Raw genomic sequence first — 20093 nt, forward strand, 5'->3', positions numbered from 1 at the left:
GGGGCTCGGCGCGTTGCGTCGGGCCCCGTGCCCGGATCTTCCCTCCCACACACTTCCGCCTCCCGCCCGAAGGAGCCCCGCACATGCCACCCACCCCGGTGATCCAGCTCGCAGACGTCAGCAAGCAATTCGGCCCCACGACCGCACTTGATGCCGTCTCCCTCAACGTCGCTGCCGGCGAGGTTGTGGTGCTGCTCGGCCTTTCAGGCTCGGGCAAGTCCACCCTGCTGCGCCATCTGAACGGCCTTGAGACCGCGTCCTCCGGTGAGGTGCGTGTGCTCGGCTCCGAGGTGTCGGCCCTGCGCGGTCGGTCACTCCGCGAGCTGCGCAGCCGCGTCGGCTTCATCTTTCAGCAGTTTGAGCTGGTCGGCCCGGTCACCGTGCTCGAGAACGTGCTCACGGGAGCACTCGCCACGCTCCGGGGTCCGCGCCTCGGCTTGCTGAGCTACCCCCGCGCGCTCCGGGTGCGCGCACTCGACCTGCTCGCCGAGGTAGGGCTTGAAGCGCACGCCTTCCAGCGCGCGGACACGCTTTCGGGCGGGCAGCAGCAGCGCGTCGCAATCGCTCGGGCGCTCATGCAAGATCCCGAGATCCTCCTTGCAGATGAGCCCGTCGCCTCCCTCGACCCGGAGTCGTCCCAGCAGGTCATGCGCCTCATCCGCGAGATCGCGGTGCGGCGCGAACTGACCGTCTTGTGCACGCTCCACCAGGTGGATCTCGCCCTGTCGTGGGCAGACCGCATCGTCGGGCTGCGGCACGGGGCCACCGTGCTCGATACCCCGGCCGCCGGGCTCGACCGTGAGACCGTCATGCGCGTGTATCGCCAGGTTGCGCCCGCGAACGTCGCCGAGCTTCCGCTCTCGGATTTCGATCGGGATCCCGAAGCTCACCCCGTCCCCGCGCTCTCCGGGGTGACGGCGTGAGCGGCAGCACGACCCTCGAGCGCACTCCCCAGCGCACTCCACAGCGCACTCCGCGCGGCTCGGGCAACGCGCGCCGCGTCACGCTCCCGGCGCCGAGCCGGAACGGCGTCATCGCAACGACACTCCTCCTCGCGCTGCTCGCTGCGGCGCTGTGGTCGTTCCGTGGCGTCGGCCTCTCGTTCGAGCAGATGGTGCGCGGCACCGAGTACGCGGGGTCGTTCCTCGCGCGCACCGTGCCGTTTGTCTGGCCAACCGTGGGCGAAACCCTTTGGCTGTGCGCCCTCACACTCGCGATCGTCTTTTGCGGCACCGCCCTTGCGGCAGCCATTTCGATCCCCGTTGCGTACCTTGCGGCGCGCAACACCGCGCCGAGCCGTGCGAGTGGTGTGCTCGGCCGCTTCCTCGGGGTGACGACTCGTGCCGCACCCGACGCGATCATGGCGATGATCTTCGCGCTGATCATTGGTCAGGGCGCACTCGCGGGCGTGCTTGCGCTCGGTATTCACTCAATCGGCATGATCAGCAAGCTCACGGCTGACGCGATCGAGCAGATCGATGACGGGCCCGTGCGGGCGCTTCGCGCGACGGGGGCCGGCAAGTCGCAGCAGTTCTGGGGCGCCGTCTGGCCGCAGATCCTCCCCGCGTACATTGCAATCGTGCTGCATCGCGCGGATATCAACCTGCGTGTCTCAGTGATCCTCGGCTTCGTGGGGGTGGCCGGGCTGGGCCAGGAGCTGAGCATCGCCATGCAGACGCTCAACTATCGCGCGGCGATGCCGTTCGCGATCATCATCTTTGTGCTGTGCGTGGCCTTCGAGATCGCGTCCGCGCTGATTCGCCGCTCCCTGCTCGGGGCGCAGCCCGCGGGTCGGAGCATCGCGCATCGCTTGGTGCGCCGGTGGACCCCGGATCCCGCGTATCGTGCTGCTGACTCGCGTCGTGCCGATGCACAGCTCCGGCTGGGCCGCGCGGGTCGCGTGCCGTGGACGCCAGATCGGGTGCGACTGGCGGCGCTGATCTGGGGCGCAGCCGCGGTCCTTGCCGCCTCGATCGTTATCGCGGGCACACAGGGGAGCAGCTTCGCCAACTTCTGGCAGAACCTCGGCATCGCGGTGGGGCGGCTCTGGCCACCCGCGCTCGCGCAGGAGAAGTGGGGCGAGGTGGCCGTCGCGCTGCTCGAAACCGTGCAGATCGCGTTTGCGGCAACGCTCTTCGCAGTGGTGTTCTCGCTGCTCATTGGCACGCTCGCGGCACGAAATGTGGCCCCGAACCCCGCCGTGCGCGGTACCGCGCGGTTCCTGCTCGTCGTGATCCGAGGTCTGCCCGAACTACTCCTGGCGCTCTTCTTCATCATCCTCACCGGGCTGGGCCCTGGCGCCGCGGTACTGGCACTCGGCATCGGCGGGGTGGGGCTGCTCGGCAAGCTCGTGGCCGACTCGCTCGAGGAGGTGAACCCGGGCCCGGAGCGCGCGCTCACGGCGGTGGGGGCAGGCCGCACGCAGGTCTTCGCCGGCGCTACATTCCCGCAGGCGGTGCCCGCGTTCATTGGGCACACGCTCTACCTGCTTGACACGAACATCCGCTCTGCAACAGTGCTCGGTATCGTCGGCGGCGGAGGCATCGGCTACATGCTCTCGGCGGCCGCACGCATCAACCAGCACGAGCTGCTGTTCCTGCTCCTGTGCGTGCTCGTGATCGTCTTCGCGGTTGAGGGGCTTTCTTCCTGGCTGCGCCGCCTGCTCTCGTAAGCGGAAGGCATGCGAAAGCTACCCGAACAGGGAAAAGGCATGCAAAGATCAGCTCATGGGCTATCTGATGCACGGAACGCATGAGTACGAGTTTGACGATCGCCTGCTCGCGCATCTGAAGGTCGTGATCGGCCAGAAGCTGCGCACGCAGGAGAGCTGCTACCTGAGCTGGAGCAAGACTCCGGAGCAGGGGAGCGGTCGCGTGTCGCTGTGGCTGTCGCCACACGTCGCGCTCGGCTTCCGCTTTGCGGGGAGCCGCGCACCCGAGCTGAATCCGGTGTGGCTGCGCGTGCTCACCGCCCGCTCACACACCGCGCAGGGTCTCGTCGTGGTGAGCGAGGAAGAAGCGGAAACGTTCGCGCGCCAGCACCCGGAGCTGAGCTAGCCGCTCCAGCCAAACGACGCGCTCGCACGCGCGGGCGGGGCGCCGGGGACATGCAGCCCCGGCGCCCCGTGAACCACCGCGGGTATGTGCGGTGCCCGCGTGCTAGTGCGCGCCCTCCTTCCTGCCTGCGAAGAGGCCGAAGAGCAGCAGCACGACAATCGAGCCGCCGATTGCGAGGAGCCAGGACTGCAGCGACCAGAAGGCACCCATGTCCGCGCCAAAGATCAACCCGCCCAGCCAGCCGCCGAGCATGGCGCCCACCACGCCGAGGATCAGTGTTGTGAACCAGCCTCCGCCGTGTTCACCTGGCATGATCGCTTTCGCTATTGCTCCGGCGATCAAGCCGAGGATCAGAAAAGCCAGGAAACTCATGATTTCAGCCCCTTTCCGGCCAAGCGAGTCTCGCTCGGTACGGGGCCGAAGCTACCCCGTGTCGAGGTGAGAAGACAGGGGCTTGCGTTCTCCGCGTGAGAGGAGTATCTGTGTCACTCCGGTCACACCGGTCGTGGCGGCCTAGAGCCCCGGCCAGTAGTGGCTGTCTGGCACCTGGCGCGCCCCGAAGATTGCCTGACCGACGCGCACGCAGGTCGCGCCCTCTTCAATCGCGATCTCATAGTCGCCCGACATGCCCATGGATAAGCCGGCGTCCCCCAGCAGATCGGGATCGCTGTCGCGCAGACGGTCGCGCAGTGTGCGGAGCCGGCTGAAGCAGGCGCGCACGCGCTCGGTGTCCGAACTGAACACGGCGAGCGTCATGAGGCCGCGCACGCGGAGCGCCGAATAGTGGGGAAGCGTCTTGAGGAACGCCGCGACGTCTTCCGGTGGCAAGCCGTACTTTTGCGGCTCCGCGGAGGTGTTCACCTGTACGAATACATCGAGCGACCGGCCTGCGGCCTGAAGCCTGCGATCGAGCGCCGCTGCAGCGCGTTCGCTGTCGAGGGCCTGGAACTCGCTCGCAAACGCGGCCACATCGCGGGCCTTGTTTGTCTGGAGGTGTCCGATCACCGACCACCGGACGTCGAGATCAGCGAGCGCCGCGGACTTTCGCGCAGCCTCCTGCACCTTGTTCTCTCCGAGCTCGCGGCAGCCCGCCTGGACCGCAAGGCGAATGCGGTCTTCGGGTACCGTCTTGCTGACGGGGAGCAGGCGCACCTCCCGCGGCTCACGCCCCACGCGTTCAGCGGCTTTGGCGATCTTGCCGCGCACGGCGGCGATGTTGTGCACGAAGTCCGTCACCCCGGTTGCGGTGGGGAAGTCGTGGATGGGCAGTTCAGCATCCGATTGACTTGTCATAGGTCAAACCGTAGCATGGGTGCTGTCAGACAGAGATGGCGGGGATTCGGTGCGTTGGGGTCGCCGAACCCCGCCGCGAGGAGAACGTATGCAGCAGGCGCGACGCACCGCAGGGGCGGGGGCAACCGCACTCTTTGGCGCAACCGCCGAGGAGATCGCGGCGAGTGTTCGTGCGCAGTTGGATGCGGGGAGCCTCGTGCCGGGCGACGCTCTGCCGCCCGTGCGTGCACTCGCGGAGCAGCTGGGAGTCAACCGGAACACGGCGCTCGCCGCGTACCGATTGCTCGTGAGCGCAGGCATCGCCGTGACGAGGCGCGGCGGCGGCACGATCCTGCTCGATCCGCTCGCGGTGCTCCCGGAGGAGGGGCGAGCGGTCAAGGACGCGCGTGATCGGGGAGCACTGCTCCGGGATGTGGGGCACGGGAACCCGGATCCTGCGCTCCTGCCGGATCCGCTCTCGGTTCGCCTCGCGCCCGCGCCCCCACGGGTCTATGGCGAGGCGACCAGTGATCCCGGGCTTGCTGAGTGGGCGACGAAGTGGATCGCGCGGGATCAGTCGCGTCCCTTTGCGCTGACGGTCACCTCCGGGGCGGTCGACGGCGTCGAACGGCTGCTCGCACAAGCCCTGGCTCCGGGTGACGCTGTGGCGCTTGAAGACCCCTGCTTTCTCACGAGCATCAGCACCGTGAAGCAGGCGGGCTATCGCCCACTTGCCGTGACTGTCGATGAGGCGGGGATGCGGCCGGACGAGCTGCGCAGTGCACTCGAAGCGGGTGCGCGTGCGGTCGTGTGTACGCCGCGCGCGCACAACCCCACGGGGGTGAGTCTCACTGAAGAGCGCGCGGCGGAGCTGCGCGCGGTGCTCGCCGACTTCCCGCATGTTCTGATCATCGAGGATGATCACTTCGCACTCCTTTCCACTGCGCGCTACGCGACGATCGTGCCAAGTACGCATCGGCGCTGGGCGCTCGTGCGATCGCTGTCGAAAGTGCTGGGCCCAGATCTTCGCGTGGCGCTGGTCGCCAGTGATCCGCTCACGGCGGAGCAGCTGGCACTGAGGATCAGCGGAGGCATCACGTGGGTGAGTCACCTGCTGCAGCGGGTGAGCCTCGCGCTGCTGACGGCACCCGGGAGCGACGAGCGCACGGCGCGCGCGTCTGCGCATTACGCGGAGCGGGCGTCGTCGTTTGTGGCACAGCTCGCACGCGTCGGGCTTACGGGAAGCGGGAGGGACGGGCTCAATGTGTGGGTGCGCACCGGTGCTCCCGCCGTTGACATGCTGCCGCGCTTGCGTGAGCGGGGATGGCTCGCCCGCGGGGGGCACGAATTCGCCCTCGGCGCGACGTTCGCTGCGTGGGTGCGGCTGACTGTGCACGCGCTTGATGACGCCGAGCAGGCTCGGCTCGCCGACGATCTTGCGTGGGCGGCAATGGGAGGGGTGGAATTCGACTGAGCTGAGCAGTACTTCCGGTGGGGTGACCGAGTGGAGAGGTCGCGGCTCGCAAAGCCGTGCACGCAGGTTCGAATCCTGCCCCCACCTCCAGCGCGAAAGCGCCGCGGTTTCGTAGACACGTGTCCATGAGCGTGTTGCCGTGTCAGCATGTCGAGCCATTCGGGCGCACCCCGCATGGGGCAGACGCGGGCGCAGGAACGGTCCGTGCGGCAGGTCGTGCACAGCACTGACCCGCGCAGCGTGGCCGTGCGCGAGCGCTTGTGCGCGGCTGCTGAGGAGCTGGGGCGCGAGCACGCCGACATTTCGGTGACCTCACTTGTGCGGCGCGCGGGCGTGAGTTGCTCCGTGTTCTACAAGCACTTCGAGGGTCTGGGCGATTTTGCGCTCTACCTGCAGCGCACGCGGCTCGTAGCGATCGCAGTCTTGGCGGAAGCCGATGTCGCGGGAGGTGGCCTTGAGTTCGGAGTTCGCCGGGCGAACCGCCAGTTGGTCGCGCACTTTGAAGAGAACTGGGCGTTCTACCGCGCGGTGATCGCGATGTCTCCGCCAGGCGTGAGCGAGCGAGGTCTCGCGGATGTGCTCGCGGGGGCGCTTGAGTATCACCTTGCCAGGCTCCACCCCATCCCAGACCAGGTCAGCGTGAGCATTGCGTCGAACTTTGCGTCTTCCGGTGTGGCAAGTGTGCTCATGAGCTGGCTTCTCGGTGATCTCGAGCTCGAGCCTGGGGCTCTCGCTCAACACATCACTGACCTCGTGCCACCGTGGATGCGCGGTGCTCAGGCGGTGAACTAGCGTTCCAGTCCTGAGTGGGCCGGGTGCGACCGCGGAGCGGCACGAGTACGGTGGGGTCTCGTGTCGCTCCGCGACTATTGTGCGGAACTAGGGTGCAGCACTGGCGCAGCCGATGATGCGGGAATTGCCAGCTTCGCGGGTCGCGCGATTGCCAGACTGGTGGGGCATTTGTTTGCCCACAAACGATTGGTTCCAGCAGCACCGTGAAGAAGCCCCTCAAGATCACGCTCATCAGCATGGGAACGGTGGTCGGCGTGTTCGCCGCCGCCCTCGCGACAACTTCGGTGGTGAACCTCGTGCAAACGGAGCGCGAGGTGGCCGCGCTCGCGCCGTACGGCACGCTGGTGGAGGTCGACGGGAAACAGATGAACGTTGCGGAGTTTGGTTCGGGGGAGACGACGATCGTGCTGACGCCGGGCGCGGGCACCTCGTCGCCGGTCGCTGACTTCGCTCCCGTGATCCGCGGCCTGGAAGACGAGTACCGCATCCTCGCGGTTGAGCCCTTCGGCTACGGCCTGAGCGATCAGGCCGATACCCCGCGGACAACCGAGAACATTGTTCGTGAGATCCACGCCGCGGTGCAGCACTTCGACGTTGCGGAGTATGTGCTCATGGGGCACTCGATCACGGGGCTCTACGCGCTGGAGTACGTAGCGAATTACCCGGACGAGGTGACCGCCTTCGTTGGAATTGATACCTCGGTGCCCGAGCAGCCCGGCATGGACCAGGTTCCCGCAATCATTCAGGCTGCCCCGGCGATCCGCGGGCTGGGGCTCTTGCGGGTGATGACCGCGCTCGGTGGTGATCCGCTCGCGGAGAACCCCGCGTACACGGACACGGACCGCGAACGTATTCACGTGACCACGATGAAGAACTCGATGGCTCCCACGTATCTCGACGAGGTGCATCTGCTCGGCCGCAACTTCGCCCGAGCGGAGGGCCAGACCTTCCCGAGCTCGCTGCCGGTTCTCCTCATGTACCAGGCGAACAACCCGGCGTTCCCCACCTGGACTGCGATGCACGAGGCGCAGGCGGCAACGGTGGATCATGCGGTGACGCTCGAGATTGACGCGGATCACTACCTGCACCACACACAGAGCGAAGAAGCGGTGGCTGCAACGGAGGAGTTCCTCGCTGCTACGCTGCAGAAATGAACCAGAACCCTGAGCCCGTTGCATCGGCATCGTCGCGCGCCCGCGCGCTGGCGCACGGTGACGCGCAGGTGCGACTGAACGCCACGCTCGCAGCCGGCACCACTCCTGTTCCGGTTGAGCTGCCCATTCTGGTGGCGCGCTGCGCTGTGGAGGACGACTTCCAGGTGCGTGAGATGCTCACCTGGGCGATTGTGCGGCACCCCGCGGCTGACGCGCTCCCGCTGATCACCGCTGAACTCGACTCATCGACTCCGCAGGCGCGGAGCCAGGCGCTGCACACGCTCTCGAAGATCGGCGACCCCGCGAGCTGGTCGCACATCACGGCCGCGCACCTGCACGACCCCGACGACGAGGTGGCCCGCGCCGCCTGGCGCACCTCGGTTCAGCTTGCCCCGCCCGGTGCGGAGCGAGCGCTTGCTGATGCGCTCGCGGGCGAGCTCGGGCGCGGAGACATCGATGTGCAGCGCAGCCTCGCACGAGCGTTCGTTGCGCTGGGGGAAGACGCCGACCCGGTGCTCGATGCGGCGACGCGCAGTAGTGACCCCGCGGTGCGCAGTCACGCTGTGGCGACGCAGCGCATCGTTCACGATCCAGAGAGCACGTTCTACCTCGACGGCTAGTGCGGCGGGCGTGGGGTCAGGCCGCGGCGCAGAACTCGTTGCCCTCCGGGTCACCCATCACCCACCAGCGGCCCGCGGGCCCCTCGTCCACGTACTCAATGCGGCGGGCGCCAAACGCCTCAAGGCGGGTCACGAGTGACTCGATGTCGCCGCCATCGTCGTGCAGATCGAGGTGCACGCGATTCTTCCCTTGCTTCGGCTCGGGCACGCGCTGAAAGAGAATGCGACGGCCGGCGCCGACGCCGGTGAACGCGTTGAACGGATCTTCGGGGTGGCGGATCGCGGCGTAGCCGACGAAGCGGGGGCTCCCCAGATGCGTGAGGACCTCGCCTGCCGGAATCTTTCCGCCCTCCTGCAACTCGGAGACGAGCTGCCCGGGATCCTCCACGGTGTACTCGAGCGCTGCCGCCCAGAAGTCTGCGAGGGCGTGCGGATCCGCGCAGTCGATGACGATCTTCCAGTTGAGTGCCATGCTCTCAGAGTACGCAGCTCCGCAGAGAAGGGGAAGCCGTCCTCGCGTGAGGAGAATTCGCTCCGACAATGTCGAAGGCGGTCGATACACTATTCATAGGCGTCACATACCGCGCCAGAGAGCATCCCGAGAGAAGAGTCTGCCCATGCGTCGAGCCCTCCTGACCGCCGCTACCGTGTCCGCTGCAGCCGTGCTTGCACTGAGTGGCTGCGCCGCTGGACCGTCGTTCACGGGCTCGTGGAAGGGCTCGGGGGAGCACGCGCCAACGTTGGAGATCACGGAGGACGGTGCGTTCAACGGCTCCGACGGCTGCAACACCATGGTGGGCGCCGGCACCGTGGACGCGGGCACTTTTGACTTTGGCCGCTACGCGACGACGCGGAAGTTCTGCGAGGGTGTCGACACCTGGCTCTCGCTCGCTGGCACGGCAACTGTCGATGGGAACACCCTCACCGTGCTCGACCGCGATGGTGGCGAGCTCGGCACCCTGACCCGCGCGAAGTAGCTGCGGAGGGGGTTCGGGGCAGCCGCGCGGCTGCCCCAAACCTCGCTCAGCGGCATTGCTGCCGTGAAACCCGCTGAGCGATGTGCCTCGACGTGAGGTGCTACCTCGCGTGCCGGCTGTTTGCTGCGCGGATCACCGCGGCGAGGCTTGCCTCGAGGACGGAAGAAGAGCTCCCCGCGGCCCACGCCGGGTATCCCTCGGCGTCGCGGTACTCGAGCAGCGTGAGCGCGGCGCTGTTGCTCCCCATGCCCACACTCGTCTGGTGCAGCGACAGCACTTCGAGCGGTGCCCCGTGTGTGGCAAGCGCCTCGGCGAGCGCCGCGACGGGGCCATCCTCGCCGTGGGCGCCGCTCGCGTCGTGCGTGTAGTCGTCGCCCCCAATATGCAGGGTGAAGCGACTCCGTGACGCAGCGCCATCACCCGAGGTTTCGTGTGTGCGCAGCTCGATCCCCGATGGGGTCGCCGCGAGGTACTCTCGCTGGAACAAATCCCAGAGTTCCGACGCGCGCACCTCGGCGCCGCTCGCGTCCGTGTGCTGCTGCACGCGTCGTGCAAACTCGATCTGGAAACGGCGCGGCAGCTCGATGCCCAGTTCGGCTTCGAGCAGGTACGCGATACCGCCCTTGCCTGACTGCGAGTTCACTCGGATCACTGCGTCATAGCTGCGCCCGAGATCCGCCGGGTCAACCGGCAAATAGGGGACGTGCCACTCGAGCTCACGCTCCGCGATCCCGGTGGCGATGGCTCGCTCCCGGTGCTCCGCGAAGCCCTTCTTGATCGCGTCCTGGTGAGTGCCGCTGAACGCCGTGTGGACGAGATCACCGACGTACGGGTGGCGCGGATGCACTTCAATGCGATTTGCGTGCTCGACCGTGCGGCGAATCTCATCGATGTCGGAGAAATCGATCATCGGGTCGATGCCCTGCGCGTGCAGATTGAGGGCGAGGGTCGCGATGTCCACGTTGCCGGTGCGTTCGCCGTTGCCGAAGATGCACCCCTCCACCCTTTGCGCCCCCGCGAGCACCGCGAGTTCGGCGCACGCGATCCCCGTGCCGCGATCGTTGTGAGGGTGAACAGACAGGATCACGCTGTCGCGGCGTGCGAGGTTGCGGTGCATGTACTCGATCTGGTCCGCGTACACGTTGGGGCTCGCGATCTCCACCGTGGCTGGCAGGTTCAGGATCACGGGCCGCTCCGGGGTTGCGTCCCAGAGCGTGGTCATGGCGTCGCAGACGTCGAGCGCGAAGTCGGGCTCGGTGAGGTTGAACACCTCCGGCGAGAACTCGAACCGCACGTTCGGCAGCCCGCCCGCGGCGCGCAGTACCTCACGCCCGCCGTCGAGAATGAGCTCGGTGAGGGTCTGGCGATCCTTCCCGAGAACGGTATCGCGCCAGGTGGGAGCGGTTGCCGTGTACATGTGGATGACCACCGGATTGCGAATTCCCCGGATTGATTCGACCGTGCGCTCGATGAGGTCGCGGCGTGCCGGGGTGAACACGACGATAGTGACGTGCTCGGGCGCGATTTCGTTCTCCGCGATGAGTCGAACGAAATCGTAGTCCGTTTGCGAAGCCGAGGGGTAGCCGACTTCAATCTCGGTGTACCCCATCGCCACCATCAGCTCGAAGAAGCGACGCTTCCGCGCGGGGTCCATGGGCTCGGCGAGCGCCTGGTTCCCGTCGCGCAGGTCCACCGGCACCCAGAGCGGCGCCTGCGTGAGCTGGGCGCTCGGCCAGCTGCGCTCGGTGAGGGGAATCTCGACGCGGTCATAGGCCGAGCGATAGCGGTGGCTCGGCATCTGCGAACCGCGCTGTCGGTTCCATGCGGGCGCTCCGCTCGGGCGGGGGCCTGCTGGTGTGTTGATCGTGGGGAAGGGGCGTGCGTGTGACATAGGAAACTCCTCGCGTCGTGTCTGGGGAGACCGGCACGATCGACACCACGACGGGGAGCCGGTCGGTCAGGCCCCGTCGTGGCGACGAAGGAGGAGGGTGCGCGTTCGCATGGCAACACAGTAACACAACTCCTCAGACAAGTTGAGGAGTGCTACGCTACGTGCATGTCTTCCTCTGATTCCGCCGCGTCGGGGCGCATCGCTGCGCCCGCCCTCAGCCGCGCACCGCTCGCCGAGCAGGCCGCGGAGCTGCTGCTGTCGCGCATCCGTGCGGGCGAGTGGGAGCTCGGGGCGAAGCTGCCCGGTGAGACCACGCTCGCACCACAACTGGGCGTCGGACGCTCCACCGTGCGCGAGGCGATCCGCCAGCTCGCCGGCCGTGGGGTGCTCGCCTCTCGGCAGGGCGCCGGGGTGTTCGTCACCGCACTCGACGCTCGCGAAGATTGGGATGCGGTGCTCGCCCGCGCCGGGATCATCTCCGTGATTGAGGCGCGCGCAGCAATCGAGACTGAGGCCGCGTCACTCGCCGCGGAACGCCGGACTCCTACCGATTTGCGCGCGATTCGGCGCACCCTCGATCACCGCTCGGTGCAGCGCGCCGAGATTCCCGAGCACGTGGACGCCGACACCGCGTTCCATCGCGCAATCGTGGCAGCCGCGCACAACCCAATCCTGCTCGAGCTCTTTGACGGATTTACGCCCCGGGTGCGCCAGGCCATGATCGAGATGCTGCGCATCCGCGTCGCCTTCGGGAGCGAGGCGGATCATGGAGTGCACGTCGAACTCGCGGATGCGGTGGCGGATCGTGATCCCGCTCGAGCCGCGCAGCTCAGCCGCAACCATTTGAGCTCCCTGAAGGAAGGCCTCGCATGACCGACGCAGTACTCGAACTCGACGATGTGGTGTTCCGCCGACGCGGAAACGACATTCTGCGCGGGATCACACTCACCGTTCGCGCGGGGGAGCGCTGGGCGCTGCTCGGCCCGAACGGTGCGGGCAAGAGCACCATTCTTGGGTTCTGCGGTGCGCAGACCCATCCCACCTCAGGCACCGCGCACGTGCTCGGACACCGCCTCGGCAGGGTCGACCTGCAGGCACTGCGCCACGAGATTGGGCATGTGAACCCGCGGCACCCGCTGAGCACGCCGCTGACCATGCTTGAGGTGGTGCTCACCGGCCTCACCGCAACCATCGAGCTGCCGATGCGCTGGGCTCCGAGCGACGGTGACATTGTGCGGGCGGACGCGGCGATCGCGCGCGTGGGGCTCGCGCACCGGCGGGATGCACGCTGGCCTACACTGTCGCAGGGTGAGCGCGGTCGCGCGCTCATTGCCCGCGCGCTCGTCGCTGAGCCGCGGCTCCTGCTGCTCGACGAGCCGACGACAGGGCTTGATGTTGCCGCGCGCGAGCAGTTCCTTGAGACGCTCGACGAGCTCGCGATCGCGGCGCCTGAACTGACCTCGATCCTCGTGACGCACCACCTCGAGGAGCTCCCCGAGAGCACCACCCACGCCGTGGTGATTGCGCACGGAGAGATTGTCGCGGCAGGCGCCGTCGACGACGTGGTCACCACCGAAGTGATCTCGCGTGCGTTCGAACACCCGATTCGGGTGACGAAGGAAGACGGGCGCTGGGCCGCGCGGGCCGGCCGGGTGGCTACGCCTCTGCAGCCGGCGTAGCGTCCAGCTCGGCGAGCGTGGCCGCAAGCACCGCGGCGATGCGGCGCTCGCGTGTCTCCGCCCGCTTTGCGCTCGCAACACCGAGCGCGAGCTCCTTGCGGCGCGTGTAGGAGAACGCGTCGAACGCTGCACGTGCGCCGGCGTGCGCGTCGAGCGCGGCGCTCAGCTCCCCGGGAACGGACACCGTGCGTTCCTCAGTATCGAGTTCGATCTCGGCGATCACTGCGTCCCCGATCTCGACGCCAAGCTCTGAGCGGGCGGCCTTCGAAAGGCCGATCATATTCTGGCCGCCCATGCGCGCGAGCCGGAGCCGGGCCGTGCGGCCCGCGATGGTGACGCGCACCGCCGCGCGAGCTCCGCCGCCCAGTTCGGCGCTCTGCTCGTCGCTCAAAATCAGCGCAGTTGCCGGGCCGTGCGGCGCAAGCGTGGTGGAGATCTTCAGCGTCATGTCGGTATCGTACTCCGCAGTGTCGCGTGGCGCGCAGCGCGACTAGAGTGAGCGCCATGTGCGCAAGTTATGGGCTCGGCGGTGGGCCGCACGATCTGGGGCTGAGCTTTGACCTGCCGCCCATGCACGAGCCCGAGAGTCGTGCCCGCATCGCCGAGTGGGCGAGGGAGCAGCGCTCCACTGCGCGGATCACCGGGCGCAACGCGCGAAATCTCAACCCGCTGATCCACGAGGGCTTTGGCGAACGACGGGTGGACCTCGGCTGGTGGTGGCTGCACGTTGGGGGAGCCCCGGCAAAGTTTTCCGCGTTCAACGCGCGCTCAGACGCACTCGCTCGAAAATGGCACGACCCACTGCAGCGCCGGGCGATCCTCCCCGCGCACTGGTACATCGAGAAGAGTCACACGTTCGCGCTGCCAGACGATGAACTGTTTGGCATCGCAGCGATCGTCACACCCGTGCCGCAGCCGGACGGTGCGCCGCTGCTGAGCTACGCGCTCGTCACCCGCGACGCGGTCGGCGCCGCCACCGAGGTGCACCCACGCATGCCCCTCATCCTGGCGCGGGAAACGCACGACGCGTGGCTTGATCCCACGCGAGTCGGTGATGCGAACTTCGTTGACGAAGTTGTTGCAGCAGGCACGCCGCTTGCTGAGCGCGCCGCGGTGATCGCCCGTCCCGCTGCATGACGGGTGCGACTCCCGGCGATAGTCTGAATTCGTATGGTGAACAGGGAGCGCTGCCGGCCCACGCGTGTGCGATGCGGCCGACGCGCCTGGGAGAAAGAAGTCTCATGACTCAGGAACAGAGCGCGCTCGAGGCGGGCATCCGCTCGGTCGTCGACGCGCAGTTTGGCCAGACGATGGAGGATCTGTCGGCGCTGGTGCGTATTCCCTCCGTGTCGTGGCCCGCGTTCGACACGGCGCACGTTGCGCAGAGCGCTGAGGCGATTGCCGCGCTGCTGCGGGAGACCGGCGTGTTCGATGTTGTGGATATTCGCCGCGCGCCGGTGGAGGGTGGCACCGAGCTGGGGCAGCCCGCGGTGGTGGCTCGGCGGGAGCCAAAGAACGGCAAGCCGACAGTGCTGCTCTACGCGCACCACGACGTGCAGCCGCCCGGCAAGGACGAGGACTGGGAGACGCCGCCGTTCGAGCCGACCGAGCGGAACGGTCGCCTGTACGGGCGCGGAGCCGCGGACGACAAGGCCGGCGTGATGGCGCACTTGGGGGCGATCCGCGCGTTCGCCGCGGCGGCCGAGGCTGAGGGGCGCGAGCTCGAACTCGGCATCGCGCTCTTCATTGAGGGCGAGGAAGAGTGGGCGTCGCAGTCCTTCGGGAACTTCCTGCGCGAGAACAAGGAACTGCTCGCGGCAGACGCGATCATCGTCGCAGACTCCAGCAACTGGGATATCGAGACCCCTGCGCTCACGGTGGCGCTGCGCGGCGCAGTGGCGTTCAACCTGCGCATCGACACGCTGGATCACGCCTCGCACTCCGGCATGTTCGGCGGAGCCGTGCCGGACGGCATGCTTGCGGCCGTCCGCGTGCTCGACTCGCTGTGGGACGCAGACGGCGCAGTGGCCGTGCCCGGCCTCGTCACGGCCGACCTCGACCTCCCGGCATACGGCGAGGATCGCCTCCGCGAGGAGGCCGGCCTGCTCGACGGCGTAACGCCGATCGGTCGCGGCGAGATCCTCTCGCGGCTCTGGGCGCAGCCGGCCGTCACGATCACGGGGATCGATGCACCCGACGTTGCGAACGCGTCGAACACGCTGATTCCCGGGGTGCGCGTGCGCGTGAGCGCGCGGATCGCCCCCGGCCAGGATCCTGCCGCCGCCTACGCAGCGATCCAACAGCATCTCGAGACGAACGCGCCGTTCGGGGCGCAGCTGAGCTTCGAGGACCCCGACTTTGGCCAGGCCTTCCTTGTCGACACGAGCGGGTGGGCCGTGACCGAGGTCCGTGGCGCAATGGCCGACGCGTGGGAGCGCGAGCCCGTCGATATCGGGGTGGGCGGCTCGATTCCGTTCATCGCTGAGCTCGTCGAGGAGTTCCCGGGCGCACAGATCCTGGTGACGGGCGTGGAGGATCCCGATGGTCGGGCGCACAGCCCGAACGAGTCGTTGCACATCGAGTCGTTCCGCAAGTCGCTCCTCACCGAGGCGCTGTTCCTCGCACGGCTGAACGCCCGCACCGCGTAAACGCGCACGCCGGGCTACCTCACGCAGCAGACACATCCAAAACAGAGCACGACCCGGAGAACGCAGATATCTCGGATCCCGCGAGGGAATTCTCACCGAGACTCTGGATTTCTCCGAGTCGTGCTCTGTTGTAGGTGTGCTGCCTGCGCAGCCCGCAGCGAGCCTACTCGCGGTGCGCGCCCGGTGCCTCCGGTGCTGCGGGTGCTGCGGGCACCTGGCCCGACGCGGTCGCCTGCGCACGCAGCAGGTCGCGGATCTCGACGAGCAGCTCCTGCTCGGTCTCGGCGGCAACCTCCTCGTCCGCATCCTTCTTGCTCATATCGCGAAGCTTGTTCATCGGCATGACGAACACGAAGTACACGACTGCCGCGACAATCAGGAAGTTGAGGATCGCGCCGATGAGCGCGCCAAACGCGATCGAACCACCGCCGGGCAGCTCAACGAGGAGCGCACCGTCAAGTGAATCGGCCTTGAACACCATCCCGATGATCGGGTTGATCAGCGAATCGACGACCTTCTGCACGACGGCGTTGAAGGCCGCGCCAATGACAACGGCAACAGCCAGATCGACGACGTTGCCGCGCAGCAGAAACTCTTTGAACCCCTTGAACATTCGTTCTCCCTCCTGGAAAGTACCTGTCACTAACGTTAGTGGTGCAGCGGGTCAGACGACCAGAGCCCCACGCGGGAAGTCCGCGCAGGGCTCTGATTCGTCGGTCATGCGAGAAACCTACATGCAGGCGACGTAGTCCTCGGTGATCGCGGTCATGGCGTCCTCGGAGATCTGCACAGCGTCATCGGTCGTGGCAATCTTCGCGGGGTCGGCGATCAGTTCGGCGAACTTCGCGTACAGCTCCTTGTTGGGGCTCTCGACCTCGCCGAGCTTCGTGTAGCGGGCGACCTCGTCGGCCGAGTACTCGGTGGTGTTCGGGTCCGTCTTGTCGATCGCATCTTCAAGCGCGGCGCAGAACTCCGCGGAGCGGTCTGCGTCACCGGCGGTGGCATCGAGATCGCTCGAGTTGCCCTCGAGTGCGTCCTCGAGCTCGGCGGTTGCGTCTTCGTACTGGCTGAGCGAAGACTCGGCGGCGGTGTTCGCTGCCTGGACTGCGAAGCCAGCGAAGATGAAGAAGAAGATCATGCCAATGATCGAGAGGCCGAGGCTCACATAGCCGATGATCGTTCCCGCAAGGGCCATGCCGCGGCCGCGCTCACCCGTGCGCTTGATCTGCGAGAGCGCAATGTGGCCGCAGATGATGCCTACGACGTTCATCAAGATGCCGGTGACGAGCGCCACGATCGCGAGCGCGTTCATGGGCGGCTGCTGCTGCGGCTGGCCCGGGTACGGCGCACCGGCGGGCATCGCGCCCGGTCCGGCGGGCGGGGCGGGCGGAGCCGCTGCGTAGGCCGGGGGCTGCGTGTACTCGGGCTGCGTGTACGTGGGCGGCGCGATGGCGGGCTCAGTGGGAGCAGCAGGCTCAGCGGGAGCAGCAGGCTCAGCGGGCACAGCCTCTGCGGGAGCCTCGGGGCCCTGAGGTGCTGCGGGGGCCTGCGGTGCCGCGGGAACAGCGTTGGGATCGACGGGCTGCGGGTTCTCCGAGCCGGGGGTGGTGGGGTGAGACATGGCGGATGAAGCTCCTGGTGGGGGCGGAGGACGGGCGGAACTCAGCGCAGCGGGGGAGTGCCAGCGGCTCCGCGCACGCATCGAATGCGACGCGCACTCTTCCATTGTAATAACGGGCTTCCCGACACCTCCAACCAAGTGGTCGAGGCGAGCGAAACCACGGCCGGTATGCATAGCTGAATAGAATGGGGGAGGTCACCAACGACGAGGAGCAAAGTTGAAGTACATCTCGACCCGCGGCGGCATGGCCCCGGCACCGTACAGCGCGATCCTGCTGGAAGGTCTCGCCACCGATGGCGGCCTCGTGGTTCCGGAGACCGTTCCGCAGCTCACCGCCGAGCGCATCGAAGCGCTGCGCGGACTCTCGTACGCTGAGCTCGCAACAGAGATCCTGAGCCTGTATGCGACGGATATTCCGCGTGCGGACCTTGCGCAGATGTGCGCCGCAGCGTACAGCTCGGAGAACTTCGTTGCTGAGGAGATTGTGCCGCTCACGGCGATCGACGAGCAGATCTCGTTGGTTGGCCTGTCCGAGGGGCCGACGCTCGCTTTCAAGGACATGGCGATGCAGTTTCTCGGCCAGTCGCTCGAGTACGTCCTCGCCCGCAGCGACCGCGCGTTGAACATCATCGGCGCCACCTCGGGCGACACCGGCTCGGCAGCCGAGTACGCGCTCCGCGGCAAGGAGGGCATCGCGGTATTCATGCTCTCGCCGCAGGGTCGAATGAGCGACTTCCAGCGCGCACAGATGTACTCGCTCACCGATGCGAACATCCACAACATCGCCGTTGCTGGCGTGTTCGACGACTGCCAGAACCTCGTGAAGGAGCTCTCGGGAGACCTCGAGTTCAAGCGCGCGCACGAGCTCGGCACCGTCAACTCGATCAACCTCGGCCGCATTAGTGCGCAGATGGTCTACTACTTCTGGGCCTGGCTCCGTGCGACGGATGCGGTTGCCGCGGACGAACGAGCAGCCTTCGAGGTCTCGTTCACTGTTCCTTCCGGCAACTTCGGCAACATCCTCTCGGGGCACATGGCCCGCGCAATGGGGCTGCCCATCCGCCGCCTCGTGCTCGCCGCGAACGAGAACAACGTGCTCGATCAGTTCTTCCGCACGGGCATCTACGAGCCGCGCGGCGCCGCGGAGACCTACGCGACTTCGAGTCCCTCGATGGACATCTCAAAGGCATCGAACATCGAGCGCTTCATCTTCGACTTGTTGGGCCGCGACACCGCGCGCCTCGCCGCCGCCTGGGAGGAACTCGCCGAGACTGGCCGCATCGATCTCACGCAGGAACTGCCGCGCCTGGACACCGAGTTCGGGTTCCAGAGTGGCACGAGCACGCACGCGGATCGTGTCGCGACCATTCGTGACGTGCATGCCTCGAGCGGAATCATCATCGACCCGCACACCGCCGATGGCGTGAAGGTCGCGCGCGAGCACGTCGAGCCCGGTATTCCGATGCTGGTGCTCGAGACCGCGAAGCCCGAGAAGTTCCCCGACATCGTTCGGGAGGCGACCGGGATCGAGCTAGGCATGCCCGAGCACCTCGCGGACCTGCTCGAGCTGCCGCAGCACGTCACCGAGATGGGCAACGACGCGGCGGCGCTTCGCGCATTCATCGCGGAGCGCGCCGTCCAGGCGTAGACTCCGAAAACCACATCGGGATCGGGGAGGTCATCGTGTTCGGAGGACAGCGACAGAGGCAGCTTGCGCGTCGGGTTGCCGAGCTTGAACGCCGCACTGGTGGCGCCCCGGATCCCGCACAGGGACTCGTCCCCGAGGCACCTGCGGGACGTGCGGGCCGCGCATGGGGCGATGGCTTTGGTCTTGTCGCGACTCGCTCGCTGCAGGTCATTATCGTGCTGGCCCTCACCACCGTGGTGGTGCTGGGCCTACGCTCGCTCAGCACCGTGGTGATCCCGATCCTCTTGGCGCTCATCTTGGCGAGCACGTTCTCGCCGGTGATGCGGTGGCTGCGCGCGCGAAACGTGCCGCCGGCGCTCGCGACGGTACTCGTGCTGCTCGCGATCGCGCTCATCCTCACCGGGGTGGGGTGGCTCATCGTGTGGGCCGTGCAAGACGAGTGGGACGAGCTTGCGGAGCAGGCCCACGATGGCTTCACGCAGGTGCTCGACTGGGTGCAGACGCTCCCCATCGCACCGAGCAGCGAGCAACTCGCCGAGTGGCAGAAGACCGTTGTTGATTTCGTGACCAGCGCCCAGTTTGGCTCGGGCGCGATCGCAGGCGTGGGCGCGGTCACCGGATTTGTGACCAGCCTGGTGCTCATGATCGTCGTGTTGTTCTTCTTCCTGAAGGATGGTCCGCAGATCTGGCAGTTCCTGCTGCGCCCGTTCACCGGCGCCGGCCTCGCGCGGGCAGAGCGCGCCGGCCAGAAGACTGTGGCGACGCTCGGCTCGTATGTGCGCGGTACGGCGGCGGTTGCCGCGGTCGACGCGATCGGCATCTGGATCGGCCTCGTGATCCTGCAGGTGCCGCTTGCGCTGCCGCTCGCCGTGCTCGTGTTTGTGCTTGCCTTCATCCCGATTGTCGGTGCGACGCTCGCCGGCATCTTGGCTGCGCTTGTGGCTCTGGTGGCGAATGGGCCAGTCAACGCGATCTTGGTGGTGGGCGTTGTCGTGCTCGTCAACCAGCTCGAGGGGAACTTCCTCCAGCCGGTGCTCATGGGTCGTGCGTTGAAACTTCACTCTCTGGTGATTCTGCTTGCCTTGACCATCGGTACCGTTCTCAGCGGGGTCCTGGGTGCGGTGCTCGCGGTGCCGATCGCGGCGGTGGCCTGGGGGATCATCCAAGTGTGGGATGGGCCGAATACGCCCGCGAAGTGGTTCCGGCCGCGCGAGCGACGCGATGCCTAGCACTGCGCTACGCTGATCGGCAGAGCGGCGCC

At 67.2% G+C, this 20093-nt stretch carries 21 protein-coding genes and 1 tRNA gene; 15 read left to right on the plus strand and 7 right to left on the minus strand.

Annotated elements, in window-relative coordinates; translation table 11 throughout:
• Positions 1–83 precede the first annotated feature (83 nt).
• The 3 genes from phnC to D3226_RS08635 all read left to right on the plus strand — a co-directional run bounded on the left by phnC (position 84) and on the right by D3226_RS08635 (position 3056).
• The gene (phnC, locus tag D3226_RS08625) at positions 84–923 is read left to right on the plus strand and encodes a phosphonate ABC transporter ATP-binding protein (protein ID WP_202382107.1); all 840 of its coding nucleotides are present in this window, start codon (positions 84–86) and stop codon (positions 921–923) included.
• Positions 920–2671, plus strand: coding sequence for a phosphonate ABC transporter, permease protein PhnE (gene phnE / locus D3226_RS15055; protein WP_202382108.1), 1752 nt, complete (start codon positions 920–922; stop codon positions 2669–2671). The genes phnC and phnE overlap by 4 nt, the downstream gene beginning before the upstream one ends.
• Positions 2672–2738: 67 nt before the next feature.
• The gene (locus tag D3226_RS08635) at positions 2739–3056 is read left to right on the plus strand and encodes a DUF7882 family protein (RefSeq protein WP_237462589.1); all 318 of its coding nucleotides are present in this window, start codon (positions 2739–2741) and stop codon (positions 3054–3056) included.
• A 102-nt stretch (positions 3057–3158) separates the two neighbouring features.
• On the opposite strand, the gene D3226_RS08640 is transcribed toward D3226_RS08635, so the two are convergent.
• Positions 3159–3428 carry a GlsB/YeaQ/YmgE family stress response membrane protein gene (locus D3226_RS08640; RefSeq protein ID WP_202382110.1) on the minus strand — a complete coding sequence of 90 codons (270 nt, stop codon included), beginning with the start codon at positions 3426–3428 and terminating at the stop codon, positions 3159–3161.
• 141 nt (positions 3429–3569) lie between these two features.
• Positions 3570–4349: a YggS family pyridoxal phosphate-dependent enzyme gene (locus D3226_RS08645; protein WP_202382111.1), complete on the minus strand. Its 780-nt coding sequence runs from the start codon at positions 4347–4349 to the stop codon at positions 3570–3572.
• An 88-nt stretch (positions 4350–4437) separates the two neighbouring features.
• Here D3226_RS08645 and D3226_RS08650 point away from each other — a divergent pair, with 88 nt between their 5' ends.
• From D3226_RS08650 to D3226_RS08670, 5 genes are all read left to right on the plus strand, one after another.
• The gene (locus D3226_RS08650) at positions 4438–5802 is read left to right on the plus strand and encodes an aminotransferase class I/II-fold pyridoxal phosphate-dependent enzyme (RefSeq protein WP_202382112.1); all 1365 of its coding nucleotides are present in this window, start codon (positions 4438–4440) and stop codon (positions 5800–5802) included.
• A 16-nt stretch (positions 5803–5818) separates the two neighbouring features.
• Positions 5819–5892: transfer RNA gene (locus D3226_RS08655), tRNA-Cys, on the plus strand.
• A 57-nt stretch (positions 5893–5949) separates the two neighbouring features.
• A complete protein-coding gene (locus D3226_RS08660; protein WP_202382113.1) occupies positions 5950–6594 on the plus strand; it encodes a TetR/AcrR family transcriptional regulator in 645 nt (214 codons plus the stop codon).
• A 203-nt stretch (positions 6595–6797) separates the two neighbouring features.
• On the plus strand, positions 6798–7748 hold the full coding sequence (locus D3226_RS08665) for an alpha/beta fold hydrolase (RefSeq protein ID WP_337248942.1): 951 nt from the start codon (positions 6798–6800) through the stop codon (positions 7746–7748).
• A complete protein-coding gene (locus tag D3226_RS08670) occupies positions 7745–8368 on the plus strand; it encodes a HEAT repeat domain-containing protein (protein WP_202382114.1) in 624 nt (207 codons plus the stop codon). The genes D3226_RS08665 and D3226_RS08670 overlap by 4 nt, the downstream gene beginning before the upstream one ends.
• 16 nt (positions 8369–8384) lie before the next feature.
• Here D3226_RS08670 and D3226_RS08675 read toward each other — a convergent pair whose 3' ends face one another.
• A complete protein-coding gene (locus tag D3226_RS08675; RefSeq protein WP_202382115.1) occupies positions 8385–8840 on the minus strand; it encodes a VOC family protein in 456 nt (151 codons plus the stop codon).
• A 145-nt stretch (positions 8841–8985) separates the two neighbouring features.
• On the opposite strand from D3226_RS08675, the gene D3226_RS08680 reads away from it, so the two are divergent.
• The gene (locus D3226_RS08680; protein WP_202382116.1) at positions 8986–9345 is read left to right on the plus strand and encodes an META domain-containing protein; all 360 of its coding nucleotides are present in this window, start codon (positions 8986–8988) and stop codon (positions 9343–9345) included.
• Positions 9346–9445: 100 nt separating this feature from the next.
• On the opposite strand, the gene D3226_RS08685 is transcribed toward D3226_RS08680, so the two are convergent.
• A complete protein-coding gene (locus tag D3226_RS08685) occupies positions 9446–11236 on the minus strand; it encodes a 2-isopropylmalate synthase (RefSeq protein WP_202382117.1) in 1791 nt (596 codons plus the stop codon).
• A gap of 165 nt (positions 11237–11401) precedes the next feature.
• On the opposite strand from D3226_RS08685, the gene D3226_RS08690 reads away from it, so the two are divergent.
• Both D3226_RS08690 and D3226_RS08695 read left to right on the plus strand, forming a co-directional pair.
• Positions 11402–12109: a FadR/GntR family transcriptional regulator gene (locus D3226_RS08690; protein ID WP_202382118.1), complete on the plus strand. Its 708-nt coding sequence runs from the start codon at positions 11402–11404 to the stop codon at positions 12107–12109.
• Positions 12106–12915, plus strand: a complete 810-nt coding sequence (locus D3226_RS08695) for an ABC transporter ATP-binding protein (RefSeq protein WP_202382119.1) — start codon at positions 12106–12108, stop codon at positions 12913–12915. Before D3226_RS08690 ends, D3226_RS08695 begins: the two co-directional genes overlap by 4 nt.
• Here the strand turns inward: D3226_RS08695 and D3226_RS08700 are convergent.
• Positions 12893–13363, minus strand: a complete 471-nt coding sequence (locus tag D3226_RS08700) for a YdeI/OmpD-associated family protein (protein ID WP_202382120.1) — start codon at positions 13361–13363, stop codon at positions 12893–12895. The two genes, D3226_RS08695 and D3226_RS08700, sit on opposite strands and share 23 nt — an antisense overlap.
• A gap of 56 nt (positions 13364–13419) precedes the next feature.
• On the opposite strand from D3226_RS08700, the gene D3226_RS08705 reads away from it, so the two are divergent.
• Both D3226_RS08705 and D3226_RS08710 read left to right on the plus strand, forming a co-directional pair.
• Positions 13420–14052 carry an SOS response-associated peptidase family protein gene (locus tag D3226_RS08705; RefSeq protein ID WP_202382121.1) on the plus strand — a complete coding sequence of 211 codons (633 nt, stop codon included), beginning with the start codon at positions 13420–13422 and terminating at the stop codon, positions 14050–14052.
• A gap of 104 nt (positions 14053–14156) precedes the next feature.
• A complete protein-coding gene (locus tag D3226_RS08710; protein ID WP_202382122.1) occupies positions 14157–15563 on the plus strand; it encodes a dipeptidase in 1407 nt (468 codons plus the stop codon).
• A gap of 163 nt (positions 15564–15726) precedes the next feature.
• Here D3226_RS08710 and mscL read toward each other — a convergent pair whose 3' ends face one another.
• Together mscL and D3226_RS08720 are read right to left on the minus strand one after the other, a co-directional pair.
• Positions 15727–16176, minus strand: a complete 450-nt coding sequence (gene mscL / locus D3226_RS08715) for a large conductance mechanosensitive channel protein MscL (RefSeq protein WP_202382123.1) — start codon at positions 16174–16176, stop codon at positions 15727–15729.
• Between the two features lie 117 nt (positions 16177–16293).
• Positions 16294–17184 carry a DUF4190 domain-containing protein gene (locus D3226_RS08720; protein ID WP_202382124.1) on the minus strand — a complete coding sequence of 297 codons (891 nt, stop codon included), beginning with the start codon at positions 17182–17184 and terminating at the stop codon, positions 16294–16296.
• A gap of 217 nt (positions 17185–17401) precedes the next feature.
• Between D3226_RS08720 and thrC the strand changes: the two genes are divergently transcribed.
• Positions 17402–18832: a threonine synthase gene (gene thrC, locus D3226_RS08725; protein WP_202382125.1), complete on the plus strand. Its 1431-nt coding sequence runs from the start codon at positions 17402–17404 to the stop codon at positions 18830–18832.
• A 35-nt stretch (positions 18833–18867) separates the two neighbouring features.
• Complete coding sequence (locus D3226_RS08730) at positions 18868–20061, plus strand: AI-2E family transporter (protein ID WP_202382126.1); 1194 nt, start codon at positions 18868–18870, stop codon at positions 20059–20061.
• The last annotated feature ends 32 nt before the right edge of the window (positions 20062–20093 follow it).

Origin of the sequence: Leucobacter chromiireducens subsp. chromiireducens (genome assembly GCF_016758255.1) — a bacterium.
GTDB lineage: Bacteria > Actinomycetota > Actinomycetes > Actinomycetales > Microbacteriaceae > Leucobacter > Leucobacter chromiireducens.

What these genes read in the sequence shown, in the direction of transcription:
- phnC (WP_202382107.1), top strand. Translation starts at nt 84, where the DNA reads ATGCCACCCACCCCGGTGATCCAGCTCGCAGACGTCAGCAAGCAATTC.
- D3226_RS08635 (WP_237462589.1), top strand. Translation starts at nt 2,739, where the DNA reads ATGCACGGAACGCATGAGTACGAGTTTGACGATCGCCTGCTCGCGCAT.
- D3226_RS08640 (WP_202382110.1), bottom strand. Translation starts at nt 3,428, where the DNA reads ATGAGTTTCCTGGCTTTTCTGATCCTCGGCTTGATCGCCGGAGCAATA.
- D3226_RS08645 (WP_202382111.1), bottom strand. Translation starts at nt 4,349, where the DNA reads ATGACAAGTCAATCGGATGCTGAACTGCCCATCCACGACTTCCCCACC.
- D3226_RS08650 (WP_202382112.1), top strand. Translation starts at nt 4,438, where the DNA reads ATGCAGCAGGCGCGACGCACCGCAGGGGCGGGGGCAACCGCACTCTTT.
- D3226_RS08660 (WP_202382113.1), top strand. Translation starts at nt 5,950, where the DNA reads ATGTCGAGCCATTCGGGCGCACCCCGCATGGGGCAGACGCGGGCGCAG.
- D3226_RS08670 (WP_202382114.1), top strand. Translation starts at nt 7,745, where the DNA reads ATGAACCAGAACCCTGAGCCCGTTGCATCGGCATCGTCGCGCGCCCGC.
- D3226_RS08675 (WP_202382115.1), bottom strand. Translation starts at nt 8,840, where the DNA reads ATGGCACTCAACTGGAAGATCGTCATCGACTGCGCGGATCCGCACGCC.
- D3226_RS08680 (WP_202382116.1), top strand. Translation starts at nt 8,986, where the DNA reads ATGCGTCGAGCCCTCCTGACCGCCGCTACCGTGTCCGCTGCAGCCGTG.
- D3226_RS08685 (WP_202382117.1), bottom strand. Translation starts at nt 11,236, where the DNA reads ATGTCACACGCACGCCCCTTCCCCACGATCAACACACCAGCAGGCCCC.
- D3226_RS08690 (WP_202382118.1), top strand. Translation starts at nt 11,402, where the DNA reads ATGTCTTCCTCTGATTCCGCCGCGTCGGGGCGCATCGCTGCGCCCGCC.
- D3226_RS08695 (WP_202382119.1), top strand. Translation starts at nt 12,106, where the DNA reads ATGACCGACGCAGTACTCGAACTCGACGATGTGGTGTTCCGCCGACGC.
- D3226_RS08700 (WP_202382120.1), bottom strand. Translation starts at nt 13,363, where the DNA reads ATGACGCTGAAGATCTCCACCACGCTTGCGCCGCACGGCCCGGCAACT.
- D3226_RS08705 (WP_202382121.1), top strand. Translation starts at nt 13,420, where the DNA reads ATGTGCGCAAGTTATGGGCTCGGCGGTGGGCCGCACGATCTGGGGCTG.
- D3226_RS08710 (WP_202382122.1), top strand. Translation starts at nt 14,157, where the DNA reads ATGACTCAGGAACAGAGCGCGCTCGAGGCGGGCATCCGCTCGGTCGTC.
- mscL (WP_202382123.1), bottom strand. Translation starts at nt 16,176, where the DNA reads ATGTTCAAGGGGTTCAAAGAGTTTCTGCTGCGCGGCAACGTCGTCGAT.
- D3226_RS08720 (WP_202382124.1), bottom strand. Translation starts at nt 17,184, where the DNA reads ATGTCTCACCCCACCACCCCCGGCTCGGAGAACCCGCAGCCCGTCGAT.